Annotated in this window: 14 protein-coding genes and 1 pseudogene; 4 read left to right on the top strand and 11 right to left on the bottom strand. The window is 44.5% G+C overall.

All coding sequences use genetic code 11. The annotated features are described in order from the left end of the window. Positions 1-18: 18 nt before the first annotated feature. Positions 19-1,023 (bottom strand): sensor domain-containing diguanylate cyclase, encoded by a 1,005-nt coding sequence (locus OCV11_RS19935; protein WP_261897760.1) that lies wholly within the window; start codon positions 1,021-1,023, stop codon positions 19-21. An 864-nt stretch (positions 1,024-1,887) separates the two neighbouring features. Here OCV11_RS19935 and OCV11_RS19930 point away from each other — a divergent pair. After that, the gene (locus OCV11_RS19930; RefSeq protein WP_261897759.1) at positions 1,888-2,802 is read left to right on the top strand and encodes a PEP-CTERM sorting domain-containing protein; all 915 of its coding nucleotides are present in this window, start codon (positions 1,888-1,890) and stop codon (positions 2,800-2,802) included. 92 nt (positions 2,803-2,894) lie between these two features. Here OCV11_RS19930 and OCV11_RS19925 read toward each other — a convergent pair whose 3' ends face one another. From OCV11_RS19925 to OCV11_RS19880, 10 genes and pseudogenes are all read right to left on the bottom strand, one after another. Next, positions 2,895-3,887: a cytochrome d ubiquinol oxidase subunit II gene (locus OCV11_RS19925; RefSeq protein WP_261897758.1), complete on the bottom strand. Its 993-nt coding sequence runs from the start codon at positions 3,885-3,887 to the stop codon at positions 2,895-2,897. Continuing rightward, the gene (locus tag OCV11_RS19920) at positions 3,884-5,224 is read right to left on the bottom strand and encodes a cytochrome ubiquinol oxidase subunit I (protein ID WP_261897757.1); all 1,341 of its coding nucleotides are present in this window, start codon (positions 5,222-5,224) and stop codon (positions 3,884-3,886) included. Before OCV11_RS19920 ends, OCV11_RS19925 begins: the two co-directional genes overlap by 4 nt. A 330-nt stretch (positions 5,225-5,554) precedes the next feature. Next, positions 5,555-6,477: pseudogene (gene hemB / locus OCV11_RS19915) on the bottom strand (porphobilinogen synthase). A 268-nt stretch (positions 6,478-6,745) separates the two neighbouring features. Beyond that, a complete protein-coding gene (gene tnpA / locus OCV11_RS19910) occupies positions 6,746-7,207 on the bottom strand; it encodes an IS200/IS605 family transposase (RefSeq protein ID WP_261893050.1) in 462 nt (153 codons plus the stop codon). 190 nt (positions 7,208-7,397) lie between these two features. Further along, on the bottom strand, positions 7,398-8,381 hold the full coding sequence (locus OCV11_RS19905; protein ID WP_261897756.1) for an acyltransferase family protein: 984 nt from the start codon (positions 8,379-8,381) through the stop codon (positions 7,398-7,400). A gap of 377 nt (positions 8,382-8,758) precedes the next feature. Then, positions 8,759-9,586 (bottom strand): aldo/keto reductase, encoded by an 828-nt coding sequence (locus OCV11_RS19900; protein WP_261897755.1) that lies wholly within the window; start codon positions 9,584-9,586, stop codon positions 8,759-8,761. An 89-nt stretch (positions 9,587-9,675) separates the two neighbouring features. After that, entirely contained in the window at positions 9,676-10,275 is a 600-nt protein-coding gene (locus tag OCV11_RS19895) for an MFS transporter (protein WP_261897968.1), read from the bottom strand. A gap of 155 nt (positions 10,276-10,430) precedes the next feature. Next, complete coding sequence (trpS, locus tag OCV11_RS19890) at positions 10,431-11,453, bottom strand: tryptophan--tRNA ligase (protein WP_261897754.1); 1,023 nt, start codon at positions 11,451-11,453, stop codon at positions 10,431-10,433. Between the two features lie 286 nt (positions 11,454-11,739). Further along, complete coding sequence (locus tag OCV11_RS19885) at positions 11,740-11,955, bottom strand: DUF1289 domain-containing protein (RefSeq protein ID WP_261897753.1); 216 nt, start codon at positions 11,953-11,955, stop codon at positions 11,740-11,742. A gap of 288 nt (positions 11,956-12,243) precedes the next feature. Then, entirely contained in the window at positions 12,244-12,444 is a 201-nt protein-coding gene (locus tag OCV11_RS19880; protein ID WP_261897752.1) for a DUF1289 domain-containing protein, read from the bottom strand. Between the two features lie 273 nt (positions 12,445-12,717). Here OCV11_RS19880 and OCV11_RS19875 point away from each other — a divergent pair, with 273 nt between their 5' ends. The 3 genes from OCV11_RS19875 (at position 12,718) to OCV11_RS19865 (ending at position 15,239) form a co-directional block, all read left to right on the top strand. Further along, a complete protein-coding gene (locus OCV11_RS19875; protein WP_261897751.1) occupies positions 12,718-13,074 on the top strand; it encodes a DOPA 4,5-dioxygenase family protein in 357 nt (118 codons plus the stop codon). Between the two features lie 114 nt (positions 13,075-13,188). Beyond that, positions 13,189-14,520, top strand: a complete 1,332-nt coding sequence (locus OCV11_RS19870; RefSeq protein WP_261897967.1) for a DASH family cryptochrome — start codon at positions 13,189-13,191, stop codon at positions 14,518-14,520. Further along, complete coding sequence (locus OCV11_RS19865) at positions 14,520-15,239, top strand: SDR family oxidoreductase (protein ID WP_261897750.1); 720 nt, start codon at positions 14,520-14,522, stop codon at positions 15,237-15,239. Before OCV11_RS19870 ends, OCV11_RS19865 begins: the two co-directional genes overlap by 1 nt. Positions 15,240-15,386: the final 147 nt, after the last annotated feature.

Below are 15,386 nucleotides of genomic sequence, written 5' to 3'. Positions count from 1 at the left end.
AATCACAAGCCATTTAACTCAAAGCTTGATTCGGCTACGTTCCTTTCTCTCTCTTCTTGCCCTGCTGCGTGTAATCCAACGCTGCGATTTTATTCCCTCGCCCTCTTCCATTTCTGCACTGTAACAACAGGTTTTATTGCGACCGTGATTTTTCGCATAATAAAGCGCTTTATCAGCACGAGAAATCAAAGCGATTGCTTTGTTATCATCAATCTTCACTTCCGCCATACCGATGCTGATCGTCATTGTCACGTCGTAATCCACCATTGGACAAGGATTCTCTTCAATACGCCGACGCAATTTTTCGCTTACAGCCATAGCATTTACGATATCGGTATCGCGCAGCAGCACTAAAAACTCATCACCGCCGAGTCGGCCAATACAGTCTCTCGCTCTCAATTCATTTCGGGCAACATTCGCAACGTACCGAATCACTCTATCACCCATTGGATGCCCAAGAGTGTCGTTAATGCGTTTGAACTTGTCGATATCAAACATCAAAAGCGTAAATGTACGACCAAACTCCTTAAACTCCTTTATGGCTGAAGTGACCCACTCTACAATGGTTCTGCGATTTGCGATATGAGTCAGCTCATCAATCTCTGATAGCGTTTTTAATCGCTGTTCCAGATTGCGCTGTTCCGTAATATTTTTAGCGGTCCAAAGTACCGTACGCTCATTATTTGCAGTGAGAGGAAGAGGTTTGATGATTCCTTCAAACCAAGTTTCTTTTGTGCCTGGTGGGCCAGGATAACGATCCCCTAACTCCTCTTTGGTAAAAACGTATATGACTTTCTGGATCTGTTGCGCTTTAAGCGTTTGCGTGATGTAAGAGAGAAATAGGCTCGCCATCTTTTCCGGAAAAACGTCATCTAACATCTTACCAATATGTGCTTTACTGTCTTCAATTCTGCCGTTTTCACTGCCACCAAACACATTAATGTATTGACCAGATTCAGATAAAACAAAGACATGCTCTGAAAGTGCATCTAGCAAAATGTCTAGCTGATTAATATCTTTCATATGAGTGCCCTATTTGTTTCCTTTGTTCTGCCTAGCAACGAGCATTAAGCGATCAATGATGCTACTTAACAATCTTTATTAATATACCTAGAATTGGGGATAGCCATTCTTAGAAAAGTAAATTTTCCTTCATTATGGTATTCACTTCCTTACTCAAGAAATCGTACAACATTGGCTGTTTGGTTTTTCATTGAATCATTAATAATTAATCGAATTGGGAATAGAAACATTTCAACTCTGACTTTTACAAATACATTATTCAATATATTACACTTGCCATCTATAAATGTTGTGATTTGGAATCAATATTTCAAAATTCTATTTTTAGGTACCAATATTATTCGGTGATAATAAACACCCTATCTCATGATAGATTTACAGTTATAAATCAATACTATCTCATTAATTGTCAGTTTATTTTACACCAATGGTATTGAAGTTATTTTTCAAAGCCATGAGGTATAACAATATGAAATATATGACAATATATGTTATTCATTCAATTTTTATATAAAATATCTTCAAATGATAGGTTTATTATTAAATAATATTTCTTCCATTTTTTTGATATAGATGTCTAGTATTTTACGCAAAAATGATACTCAACTGTTTTAATGGTAATGATGACTTACGAAAAACCTCAGAAGAATAGGCATCCTAACTCACTAATAAATAATAATTTAAAATCCAATCAAACATAACTAGCGGTCAAGAAATGGGAATAGCTATTGTCATGAAAATTTACACCATGAAATAACAAAAGCACAAAATAAAATATAACAACATGATAATCATAAGGTTTTTACTTTGGCATAATTACTGCTATTCCAATCGTCAACAATTAATGACATGGAGTCGATAATAATGCAGATGCAAAAAATAACCACACTACTCTCTTTAATTGCCATGATGACAGCAAGCTCAATCGCGCATGCTGCTTATATCACTATGGAGGGGGATTATGTACTCACTGCTGTCAGTGACAATGGTACTCTAGGAGCAGGAGGAAGTACATCTCCAGGGATAATTCACGATGTAACAGGAACATCTGCTTGGTCGATAAATGACTATTTAACTCCAGGCACGCCTTTTGAAGGTTTTTATATCAGCTCATCACAAACAGGAAATGTCGGCAATAATAATGACGGTTCAAATAGTATTTCTGGTGGCACGCTAACAGATATATCGAGTTCCAGCTCCTACGATCACGCCATCTCTTGGAGTGCTGTCTACGGCGATTACTTTGCGATTAATATCGAGACCTTTTTTAATGATGGTGATGAAAGAATTGGTTTTACAACCATGATTACCGCTTTACAAGATTTAACCGACCTTACCTTCTTACGCGTGCTCGATCCCGATCCAGATATGGCTACCTATGGTTCCTACACAACCGTCAATGGACGTGGCAGCGCCTCACTTGATCCAAATGATTGGGTTTATGCCGAAGGATCGAGCACAGGCTTAACCATTGGGTACTATTCTGATTCCGACGTCAGTCACAATACCGGTGTTTCCTCGAGTTGGTCTACCTCTGCGAGTACCTATCTCAGCGGTACAAATGACGGTAATGGCGACTATACAATTGGTATCGCTTTTGACATCGGCACTCTACTCGCCAATAGCTCAGTATCTTTGAGCTATTATGCCGTGATGGGCGCTTCGTTAGACACCGTCGATATTCCAGATAACGATGTACCGGAGCCAGCGACCTTGGGACTATTTGGTCTCGGATTATGCTTATTAGGTGTTAAACGCGCTAGAAAATCTCACGCATAAGCCAAACCATCTCGCTCATTGAATGCATTGGCACCATGTGACCACAGGTGCCAATGCTAACCTATTTGTGCACTTAGCCCCATTAGCTCACATTATTTATAACTCAGATCGGCTGCTTTACCTTTGAAAATTCGATACACCACAAAGGTGTACATCAAGATCATCGGCATCACAATCACTACGCCAATCCCAGTAATTAGCAATGTTTCTGGCGCACTGGCTGCCTGCTGAGCCGTCAATTGTCCCGGCACGACTTCAGGGAAAAAACTGTAGGCTAAGCCAAAAAAGCTCAATGCAAACAGTGCAATCACTCCTGAAAACGGTAAATGCACCCCGAAATCATCCCGTGTCGGGACTCGCACAAGATAGCGATCGATGGCAAAAACCAACCCAAATACCAAAATGGGCACTGGTGCTAACATCAAGACAGCTGGAAACTGAAACCAACGCTCGGCCACATGTGGACTCACTAACGGATTGGCAATGCTGACTGCCACAATGCCAAGTAAGGCAATGACGCCTGCTTTACGCGCCCATAGCGCAGCTTGCTTTTGGAGTTGTCCATCGGTTTTTAATACTAGCCATGTTCCACCAATATAAATATAAGCGGCGGTAACACAAAGCGCGCTTAATACTGCGAACGCATACGAGGCTATTGTGTCGGAGAATCCCAGCACGTAACGCCCCACCATATACCCTTGTGTGCTAGCGGCAACAAAGGAACCCAATTTGAAGCACTTATCCCAGCGGTCTTTGTGGTCTGCTCTGGCTTTAGCTCGAAAATCAAACGAAACACCACGCATGATTAATCCAATCAGCATCAAGGTCGTTGGAAGGTATAGCTCGGTCAAAATCTGGCTGTGCGCCGTTGGAAAGGCGATCAATAAAATCCCAACCGCCAACACCAGCCATGTTTCGTTCGCGTCCCAAAATGGTCCTATCGACGCAATCATTTTGTCACGCTGAGGTTCATTATGCAGCGGCAATAACATGCCAATTCCAAGATCGTAGCCATCGAGTACCGCATACATGAACACCGCAAAGCCAAGTAATAACAGATAAATTTCCGGTAGATACTGCATCATGCTTTCGCCTCCTCTGCTACAACTAAATGGGATGGTTGTTCTGTTAACCCTTTACGCGCGAGATAGAAAATCGTGTGTAGATAAGCATAAAGCAACACGGCATAAGTGATGAGATACAGCGTTAATGATAAGGCCACCGACGTTCCTGCTACAGGGGTAACGGCATCGGCAGTTCGCAACACTCCTGTCACTAGCCACGGCTGGCGACCTACCTCAGTGACATACCATCCAGCTAAAGTGGCAATCCACCCAGAGAAAGTCATCACTACAAAGAGAGTCAGCATCTTAGGTGTGAGTATTTGGGCTCGATGTACTTTCCATGCGCCAATCCAACTGACGATAAGCATTAGCACGCCAACGCCGACCATGATACGAAAACCAAAAAAAAGCGGTTTCACTGGTGGGTGATCCGGTGCAAACTCATTGAGCCCTTGCAATTCTCCATCGATATCATGAGTGAGGATCAAACTGGCCAAATTGGGTATTTCGATCGCCCAATCATTAGTGCGCGTCTCTTCATTAGGTACAGCAAATAGCACGAGTGGCGCCCCTTGCTTCGTCTCCCATACCCCTTCCATCGCAGCTATTTTTGCCGGCTGATGTTCAAGAGTGTTTAATCCGTGTAAATCACCCACAAACATTTGTAGTGGGGCAAGCACGGCAGCAACCGTTACAGCAACCTTAAATGCACGTTGTGCTGGCTGAAACTGTTTACGTTTAATGAGCTGATAAGCCGATACCCCAGCCGTCACAAAGCACGCGGTTAATCCCGAGGCAAGTAACATATGAGCTAATCGATAAGGCAATGATGGATTAAAGATGACCTCATACCAACTCACGACATGCACCACACCATCAATTAATTCATGGCCTTGAGGGGTATGCATCCAACTATTGAGCACTAAGATCCAAAACGCTGAAATCGTCGTTCCCACCGCCACCAGCACTGTGGCTAGGTTATGCAGCCACTCAGGCACTCGCCCTCGACCAAACAGCATCACGCCCAAAAAGGTCGCTTCCATAAAAAAGGCTGTCATCACCTCATAGCCTAAAAGTGGTCCTGCAACGTTACCCACTTTTTCCATAAACCCGGGCCAGTTGGTACCAAACTGAAAGCTCATCGTGATCCCAGAGACCACGCCCAACGCAAATGTTAGCGCAAAGATCTTGACCCAAAAGTAATACACACTAAGCCATAGGTCATCACCAGTGCGATGAAAGCGCCATTTGTAAAAAACCAGCAGCCAACCAAGGGCGATGGTCAAGGTAGGAAATAAAATATGAAAACTGATGTTGGCGGCAAATTGAATGCGCGACAGCATAAGAGTTTCTAACATGAGGTGGTCCTCGTTTCATTCACTCGGGCTTGTGACAACGTTTTATTGGTGAACGCCAAAAGCGCTCATGCATCAATAAATCCATCACCAAAATGCATTAATGCAACGTTAAAGGCCGTCAGTGTAACGAGGGTAAATATGTATTTCTTACGCAAAATGTGAGCACATATTGCCAACTATGACATTAGAAATAACACATATTTCATAGGGTTAAATAAAGAAGAATAACAAATAGATTTATAGAGGGCGTAGGATGAGCCTATAGCTCACCCTACTCATTTGCTTCGCTACTATCAGCAAAGCGGCGTGTTTATCGATGACAACAAGCCACTAGTCACTTTCTTGCGCCAACCACTGTGCAACTTGTTTTGTATAGTAACTGACGATGATCTGCGCACCAGCACGTTTAAAACCAGTCAAGGTTTCAAAGACCGCTCTTTTTTCATCAAGCGCGCCCGCCAATGCTGCAAATTTTATCGCTGCGTATTCTCCACCGACTTGATAAACCGCAAGGGGTAAATGTGTTTCACGGCGCAGGTTGGCTACCACATCAAGATAAGGTGTTCCCGGTTTCACCATCAAGATGTCTGCCCCTTCTTCTTCATCCAATAGCGCTTCTTGCATCGCTTGATGGCTGTTAGCAAAATCCAATTGGTAGGCTTTACGGTCACCTTTGAGTTCACTGTCTACCGCAACGCGAAATGGACCATAGAATGAAGAGGCAAATTTCACAGCGTGCGCCAAAATCGACACATGCTTATAGCCCGCCGCATCCAAGCCATCACGAATCGCGCGAACTTGTCCGTCCATCATTGATGACGGAGCCAGCATATCCGCGCCCGCTTGCGCAGCGACAACACACTGTTTCACCAAAATGTCCAACGTGGCGTCATTATCGACGTGTTCACCATCAAATATGCCGCAGTGACCATGGGTAGTGTATTCACAAAAACAGATATCCGGCACCACCAGCATCTCTGGACACGCCTGTTTAATAGTGCGAATCATCCGCGCCAACAAACCATCTGGGTTAAACGTATCGCTGCCACAATCATCTTTATGATGTGAAATACCGAACGGCATGACCGCACGACCCCTAGTTGATACAGCGCTTCTACCTCATCTGCCAACTGGCTTTCTGGCAATCGTTCAATACCGGGTAACGTGCTGATGGCATGCGGCTCAGTGATCCCTTCTTCAATAAATAAGGGATGAATTAAATCCGTCAATTTGAAGTCGTGTTCTTGCAGCATAGTGCGAATAACGGGAGTTCTGCGTAAACGACGCAGACGTTTAAGTGGTGTGACAGAGCTCATTTGACTTTACGTTCCATTATTTTAATAAAGTCTAATATTATGCGCTCATCACCATAAAGATCCAGTTCGTTGTTTTAATGAGGTTTTTTCGCGTAAAATCAAAAAATATCCTCCGGCATAGCCGGAGGTTTTTCATATGCGCCTATAAGGCTCTCCTACCAGCAGCGCCCTAGCAGGCGCATCGTGATCTGACATTTGCATATGACTATTTCTTGCGACCCGTAAACGGGTTACCTGAATATGGGATCGACAGTTGCTCTCCCATTTTATCTTGATCTAATTGATGCTTGATGTAACTTTGGATCTGGCTTGTATTTTTGCCGACTGTATCAACGTAATAACCCCGGCACCAAAATTCTCGATTTCGGTATTTGAACTTCAAATCCCCAAATCGCTCATAGAGCATCAAACTACTTTTACCTTTTAAATATCCCATAAAACCTGAAACACTCAACTTCGGTGGGATTTCTAAAAGCATATGAACATGATCTTTACAGCATTCAGCCTCGAGTATATTCACGTCTTTCCATTCACATAGCTTTCGCAAGATTTCTCCAACTGCTCGACGTTTTTCACCGTAGAACACCTGCCTTCTATATTTGGGTGCGAATACTATATGATATTTACAGTTCCATCTTGTGTGAGCTAAGCTCTTCTCGTCCCCCATATTGGGACCCCCTTTCAATTTCTGATTAACTCTTGTAGTTGCCAGACCACAAGGTATTTCTAACAAATTGAAAGGGGTTTTATAACTGACTTATAGCTATAAGCTCAACGGAACCCCCCAGCCAAGCTGGGGGTTTTCTCTGTACAAAATAAACAGCCCGCATCATGCGGGCTCAATTTAATTCACACAGTTATGCAATCGGTTTTATTTTACGCTGCCAAGATTCGCCATTAAGTACGCGATAAGCACCGTGCCAATAGTGCTTGAGCGCGATGGCAAACGCAGTCGCAACGACAAACGTCGTCAATGCCACCGCAGTGTCTGTTTGCCACGCTTGGGGCAAAACCCACTCTTGTAATATCCACATCCAGATGGGATGGCTGGTGTAGATCAGCAGCGAATAATCGCGACCAATGTCAGCGACCCTATTATTGTCCATTTGCGATTTCACTCCGATGAGCAGCAATGCGATACAAAATGGAATCACAAAGATAGGAAATTGGCGCAAGATGATCGAACGAGTATCGTCGCCTTGCAATAGATACGGTAAACCATAAATACCAATGAGACTGACAGCCAACACCGTATAAACCACGGGCATCTGAATTTTGTTTCGATCCATACCACTTACAACATAGCCAATGAACAGGCATGGCACTGAAATAAAATGGCGGAACCAGTTTTCGTTGTGCGTCAGATCAGGAAACAGATCCACCGCAAAATAGGCACACACAATCGCAGCAGAGACGGCCCACATGGTGCCCATCGAAACCCGCTGAATCAATAACTTAAACGTGACTAAACCAAACATCAGCGACGAAAGATACCAAAGATGAAATGACATACCGGAGATAATCACGGTATCAGACATCACCCGCTCGCCAATTTTATCCGCACTGAAATCATGTTTGATGTAGATGTATGGCAAATACATCAGTGACGAAATCAGAAATATTTTACCGATTTTCAACGCTTGTCCACCGAGGCGGTCTTCTAGCCCTTTTGAACCGATAAAGAAGCCTGTCACCATAAAGAAAAATGGCACTGCCCAGCGTCCAGACAATCGGATGATCTCGCCATAGACATGGTTAAATTCTTTAAATAGCCCCACATGCAATGTAATTACAAAAAAGGCGGCTATCGCTTTCATAACGTCGAGTGTGTAAAGCCGCATACGTCACCGGTTTGATTGAAATCTATTGGGATAAAAGTGCCTTGCACTTTTCGCTTAGGCCCAGTTTATCCAATCACAGATTCCACCTCTACTCGTCACAACATTGCGCCATTAGGACACATTACTTTCGGTAAAAAGCTTAACCTTTCCCCTACGCTCTCTTGACGCCATTTTTGCCCTCATGCCTCACTTAAGAACAAATCCTGCACACCGTTGACTTAGCTTACACAAAGCTGACTTAAATTGGGGTTGGCAAGATTTGGGTTAAATTTGCCGATGACTAGCATGGTCAATCACAACGTAAAAAATAAGGGCAGTCCATCGTCATAATGGTCTGCCCTATTGTTATGGAGATTGGAAGGAAATCTTGTCTAAGATTAGCCAAAGGTCAGAGGGTCAGGTCCCATCCTACGCCCTTGGTCCAACTGTGCGATTTGCGCCATTTCTTGATCATTGAGCTCAAAGTCAAAGACCTGAAAGTTACTCTCAATACGCGATGGCGTTACTGACTTTGGAATCGCCACATTACCCAACTGCATATGCCAGCGGATAATAATTTGTGCTGGAGTTTTACCATGCTCTTTGGCGATCGTACCAATGACAGGATCACTAAGCACTTCGCCTTGTCCCAATGGACTCCACGCTTGAGTAACAATATGGTGCTCTTGATGAAAAGCACGTAACTCCACTTGCTGCAGATAAGGGTGCAATTCAATTTGGTTGATCACTGGGGCAACTTTGGTCTCCTCAATCAGGCGCTGCAGATGATTCGCGTTGAAATTGGAAACCCCAATAGAGCGTACTTTGCCCGCTTTTTGTGCGTCAATGAAAGCACGCCAAGTATCAACAAAACGATCCTGCTTTGGCGTCGGCCAGTGAATCAGTAGCAGGTCGACATAGTCTAACTGCAAACGATCCAAACTTGCGTGCAACGCTTGTGTCGCCTCTTGATAGCCTTGCGCGTCATTCCATACCTTAGTGGTGACAAAAATTTCATCACGCGGCACACCCGACTGCTGAATCCCTTGCCCAACCCCCTCTTCGTTTTGGTAAATCGCAGCAGTATCAATATGGCGATAACCGGATTTCAAAGCATGAGAGACCGAGGCCGCGGCTTGTTGCTGCGTTGCTTGCCAAACGCCTAGGCCAATTTGCGGAATCGACTTACCGTCAGAAAATGTAATCAGTGTCTGTGTATGGTTCATAACATCGTTTCCTTTGTCGTTAGATTGAAATAGTGATTTGATTCTGGTTTGTCTGTGTGACAAGACAAGTTTACTGTTTGAGTTATGGTTCAATGTTCCCAACGCTTGGCTAAATGAGCCGTCTCATTACTTGCCGACGCTCGTTGATACCCAATCGACAACACCATCAATACAATCCCAAACAGGGCAAGAGCGCAGCCAACCCAGCCCGTCGATGTCCATCCCCAGCCAAGCGCGATAGACCACCCACCAAGACTCGCGCCAATCGCATTGGAAAGATTAAAGGCACTGTGGTTAAGAGCTGCCGCTAAAGTCTGAGCTTGCCCCGCTACTTCCATCAACCTTACCTGAAGTGCTGGGACTAATGCAAAACCACAACCAATCATAAACAGCGCAATCAACACGACCAGTTTGTGTGATGCACCACAAGCAAACAGCGCTAAACTCAGCACATTCCACACCATGATTGTAAAAATCGCTCGAATGAGATTACGATCGGCCAAGCGCCCACCCACCAAGTTGCCAAACACCATCCCAAGCCCCCAAAAGGCTAGGACCAGAGGAACGTCGCTCAGTTCGAATCCTGATACTTGGGTTAAGGTTGGGGTGATGTAACTGTACACAGAGAACATACCGCCAAAACCAATCGCTGCGGTCGCCAACGTGATCCATAATAGCGGACGTTTGATGGCTCTCGATCAACAAAAACACATCTTAGTTAAAAAACGACACTTATAAGGGCCGATACGGCACCATCGCGTCCCATATCGAAACACCGAGATTGAGACAGCAAATAGGCTCTATTTAGACAATGCTGTCTCACCATCACAAGTGACTGCCAGTGCTAAAGCAAATTTAAGCCAAACACATCGCGCACATCATGCAAGACTTCTTGCGTACGCTCGCGAGCGGCAGCACTGCCTTTACGCAAGACCTCTATAAGTTGGCCTTTATCTGCAAGAAACTCCGTGCGACGGGCGCGAATGGGCGCCAGCATTTCCAATAAGCACTCCTCTAGCACTTTTTTAGTTTGGCCATCGCCCAAACCGCCAGCCTGATAATGCTCTTTTAGTCCCGCGACTAAGGCTTTGTCTGGATGAAACGCATCAAGGTAAGTAAAGACAATATTGCCTTCAATCTGACCTGGGTCTTCGATACGAAGATGGGTAGGATCGGTATACATGGATTTGACCGCGGCTTTGATCTCTTTCTCGGTCGCTCCCAAGTTAATCGCGTTACCCAATGACTTCGACATCTTGTTTTTGCCATCGGTACTTGGTAAACGGGAGGCATTACTTAACATGGCTTGGCATTCAACCAGAATCTCTTTACCTGCCAAGCTGTTCATTTTACGCACAATCTCATTGGTTTGTTCCAACATCGGCAGTTGGTCATCCCCTACTGGAATTAAGGTTGCACGAAACGCCGTAATGTCCGCAGCCTGTGAGATAGGATAGGTAAAAAATCCTGTCGGAATAGAACGACCAAAACCTTTGCTCTGGATTTCGCTTTTCACTGTTGGGTTTCTTTCCAAACGTGACACAGTCACAACATTGCTGTAATACATGGTCAGTTCGGCCAAAGCGGGCAATTGTGATTGCAAACAGATAGTGGTGTAGTTTGGGTCAATACCGACTGCGAGATAATCGGCGACCACATTTAAGATATTGGAAGAGACTTTTTTAGGATCGTTCGCGTTATCCGTTAGCCCCTGCATATCGGCAACGAGTACGGTTTGATCGTGAGTATATTGCAGCGCGACACGCTGTTGCAGCGATCCAACATAATGTCCAAGATGCAAAGGACCTGTGGCTCTATCGCCAGTAAGAATTCGAGTAAGAGGTTGTTTCGCTTCGGTGTTTTGCATGGTTAATCTCCAAAAATGCAAGCCACCGGGAGATATTGAGGATAAATGCTCTTAGCTACCTTCCGGCGGCGTAAGAACGAGTTTCATCTGCGCCGCTCAGTTTAAGAGCGCCACCAGAAAAATTGGGGTTGGGTGTTACTAGTCGTCGTTTTCATACAAATTAAGCTAACAAATAAGCTATTGTTGTACAACGACAAATTGACTAGACATTTATTCTAATTTGTTACTAAAAAGCAACTTTAATAATACCTAGTCATTAGCCAATATATTAAGCAACGGGAAAAGACTACCTTGTCTGCTTGTGGTATGAAAATGCGTGTTCGGCACGTTCTTCACTGCGCTTTAGTATCTCACGCTGTTCAGCAACCGACGCCTCATGCCAATGCAGTATCTCATCAAAAGTTCGATGACATCCAAGGCAGACATCTTGCTCGTCTAAACAACAATTATGAACGCATGGGTTTGGTAAACTTTCCCGCACGGGTTTCGTTTTGGTAAACATACTCAGCTCCTGCACAATCCATCGTGACGAAAAAAGTATGGTACTCATAATTAGGTATTTCAACCGTGAATGGATAAAAATATCAACTAAATTTCATAGGTCAAAAATAGCCTCTTATCAAAAATAAGAAACTGTTACATCACCTTGATTTTCAATATAAACATTCGCAATTAATCAATAAATTAAGTAAAGCCACTCTCGCCTTGTTACAAACAAGCGCCGCTAAACACAGTATGAAATCGGTAGTGGAAGAGAAGACAAAAGAAAGAGCACCTTGTTACTCATTGACTAAGAAAATGACCGCTTTCGATTTTGCTTACGGTGTTCACATTCCTGCAAAATAGCGAGGCGTTTTACATCATCGGCTTGGTTCCAAGCTAGAATTTCTTGATGAGTCCGAAAACAACCGACACAGACATCCTTTTCATCGAGACAGCAGCGTCGACGACATGGACTAGGAATCGAGGTTTGAAGTGGTTGTTCAGACATAATGCAGTTCCAAAAGAGAAACAAAAGACAGTCTCAGTTTACCTCATTTTTAAGTTCAGAGGCGAACACCAGATAAAACTCATCTTGAAGTATGCGTTTATCAAAAGGATTTTAACAGGACACACACCTTAAACCCTCCATGCCGGTTAATGGTGTGTGTCCTTTTTCATTCTCTCTTTTTCATTGTGATTTTTAGTCAGAAAACCAGCGAGCTATGCTCTCGGGTAGGTTTTGTGGCATACTGCCCGGCCTTATCAATTACTGAGAATGACTATGACACTGTACCCAGCGAATGACTATTCGCACTATCATGCCCATATCTACTTTGATGCCGCGACGTTAACTCAGGCGACAGCTTTAGTTGAACAAGCTGGCGAGAGCTTTCCTGTTAAGGTTGGTCGAATTCATCAAAAACTGGTTGGTCCTCATCCCCATTGGAGCTGTCAGCTCGCCTTTAACCGCACCATTTATGACACGCTCATTCCTTGGCTTGAAGCGCACCGCAATGGCCTTACCGTGCTGGTGCATGGTCTCACCGACAACGCATATAAAGATCACACGGAACATCTATTTTGGCTCGGTGAGAGCCAACAGCTCGATTTGTCCGCCTTTCATCGTCACGATTCATAACCTTATAAATAGTGACTGATAAATACTGACACAACGCAGCACTATCGGTACCCCCTAACCTTTTCATTCTGCCTATTACAGGCAATACTTTTGCGTAAAGCCTATTCAAAAGGAATGACGGTGAAACGGAACGGGGTCTACTGGTTTACCCATGACCTACGGGTAAATGACAACCAATTGCTGCACAAAGCCGCGCAAGAGCTTGATGAGCTGATTTGCCTCTATTGCGTTCCTAAAATCACCTCATTTTTGCAGCGTTTTGCTCAGCAACACCAATTAGGCAAAGCGCGACAACAGTTTATCCATCAATCCGTTCATGAGCTTTCTCAGAGTTTGCGCCGCTATGATCAAACACTACTGATCATGGATCGAACGCCAGTGACCGTATTGCGCCACCTCATTGAAAACTATCACGTGACGCATCTGTATTGCGATCAATTTGCCGGAAGTGATGAACAGCAAGTTTGTACTCAGATTCAACAAGAATTTCCTTATTTGCTGGTATCGCAACTGGCCAACAATACCCTGTTTGACCAAGGACAACTCCCTTTTCCCCTCAGTGAGTTACCGAGCACTTTTACCCAGTTTCGTAAACTTGTTGAGCCTCTTGCCATCATGCTGCCTTGCTCTCGTCCATCTTCGTTACCACCTGCAATCAATGTGCAGTTAGCCTCACTGCATTTACCATTAGCGGCACCGGAACAGACGTTATATCCCGGAGGCGAAGCTGCAGCGATTGTGCATTGTCAGCACTATTTTGCCACCCCATCAGCTTCTCACTATAAAAAGACGAGGAATGCGTTAGACGATGAACTATCTTCAACTAAGTTTTCTCCTTGGCTAGCGCTTGGTTGTGTCTCACCGAAAACCATTGTTGCGATGCTGCATCATTACGAGGCTCAACAGGGGCAAAATGAATCCACCTACTGGATTGTCTTTGAGCTTCTGTGGCGTGAATACTTTTATTGGTATGCAAGACGTTATCAAAGCACGCTCTTTCAATTTGCTGGGATCGCCAACAAACGACCACTGACCAGCTTTTACGCCTCACGCTATTTGCAGTGGGTCAAAGGACACACACCTTATCCTATCGTGAACGCTTGCATGAAACAGCTCAATGAAACTGGCTACCTCTCTAATCGGGGTCGACAGTTAGTCGCCAGCTGTTTGATTCACGAACTGGGGCTAGATTGGCGCTACGGCGCTGCCTATTTTGAAACACAATTGCTCGACTACGATGTCGCGTCAAATTGGGGCAATTGGCAGTATTTGGCTGGCGTCGGAGCTGATCCTCGCGGTTCTCGCCAATTTAATTTGGACAAACAAACTGAACTCTACGACCCAGAACAGCACTTCATCAAACGTTGGCATGGCGAAGATAACGTTACGGATATTTACGCTGTAGACATGGCCGATTGGCCAATCATGCCTGAGGATAAAGAGTGATGACTAAACCAAACCATATCGTTGTGATTGGCGGTAGCGGCGGAATTGGCCACGCCTTTGTCCAAGAGTTGCTTGCCCGTTTTCCCGATGCCACGCTGCATGCCACTTATCATCACACTGTGCCCACCTTTCATGCACCTAATCTCAAGTGGGTTTCGCTGGATGTGACAAGCGCGGCAGATATCACCCAATTTGGCAACCAGTTTACCCAAGTCGACTGGCTGATCAATTGTGTCGGACTACTGTATACTCCAGAACATGGACCTGAAAAGAATATCGAATCGGTCGATGCTCAATTTTTTATGCGCAGTATAGAAATCAACACGCTACCGACCCTACTTTTAGCGCAAGCTTTCTTTCCGGCATTCAAAAACTCACCATCGGTCAAATTTGCCGTGCTTTCTGCCCGAGTGGGGAGCATTGAAGATAATGGCTTAGGCGGATGGTATAGCTATCGCGCTTCAAAAGCGGCGTTAAATATGGTGGTGAAAAACCTCTCTATTGAATGGCGGCGCCGTTTAAAACAGGCCACTGTTTTGGCACTTCATCCCGGAACCACGGACACCGCTTTATCCAAACCATTTCAAACTAATGTTCCACAAGGGAAACTGTTTAGCGCAGACAATGTCGCCAAAGATCTACTCGATTTAATGGCAGGCAGCACACCAAGTGATTCTGGTCAGTTTTGGGATTACGTTGGCAGAGAAATTCCTTGGTAAGGCATGCTTAAAGTGATTGTGCCTAAACAGACATGCTTAAACGGGACACACACCTTAAATTGACTCATCTTCTATTTCACCTGAGGTGAAATGCGCGGTCACTAAATTCGTTTCCGATGACCCGTGCTCACCACATCCCGATTAAAA

The sequence above is a fragment of the Vibrio porteresiae DSM 19223 genome, from assembly GCF_024347055.1.
In the GTDB taxonomy this organism is placed as follows: Bacteria; Pseudomonadota; Gammaproteobacteria; order Enterobacterales; family Vibrionaceae; genus Vibrio; species Vibrio porteresiae.
The sequence above is the reverse complement of the archived record's forward strand: the minus strand, read 5'-3'. Positions and strand labels throughout refer to the sequence as shown.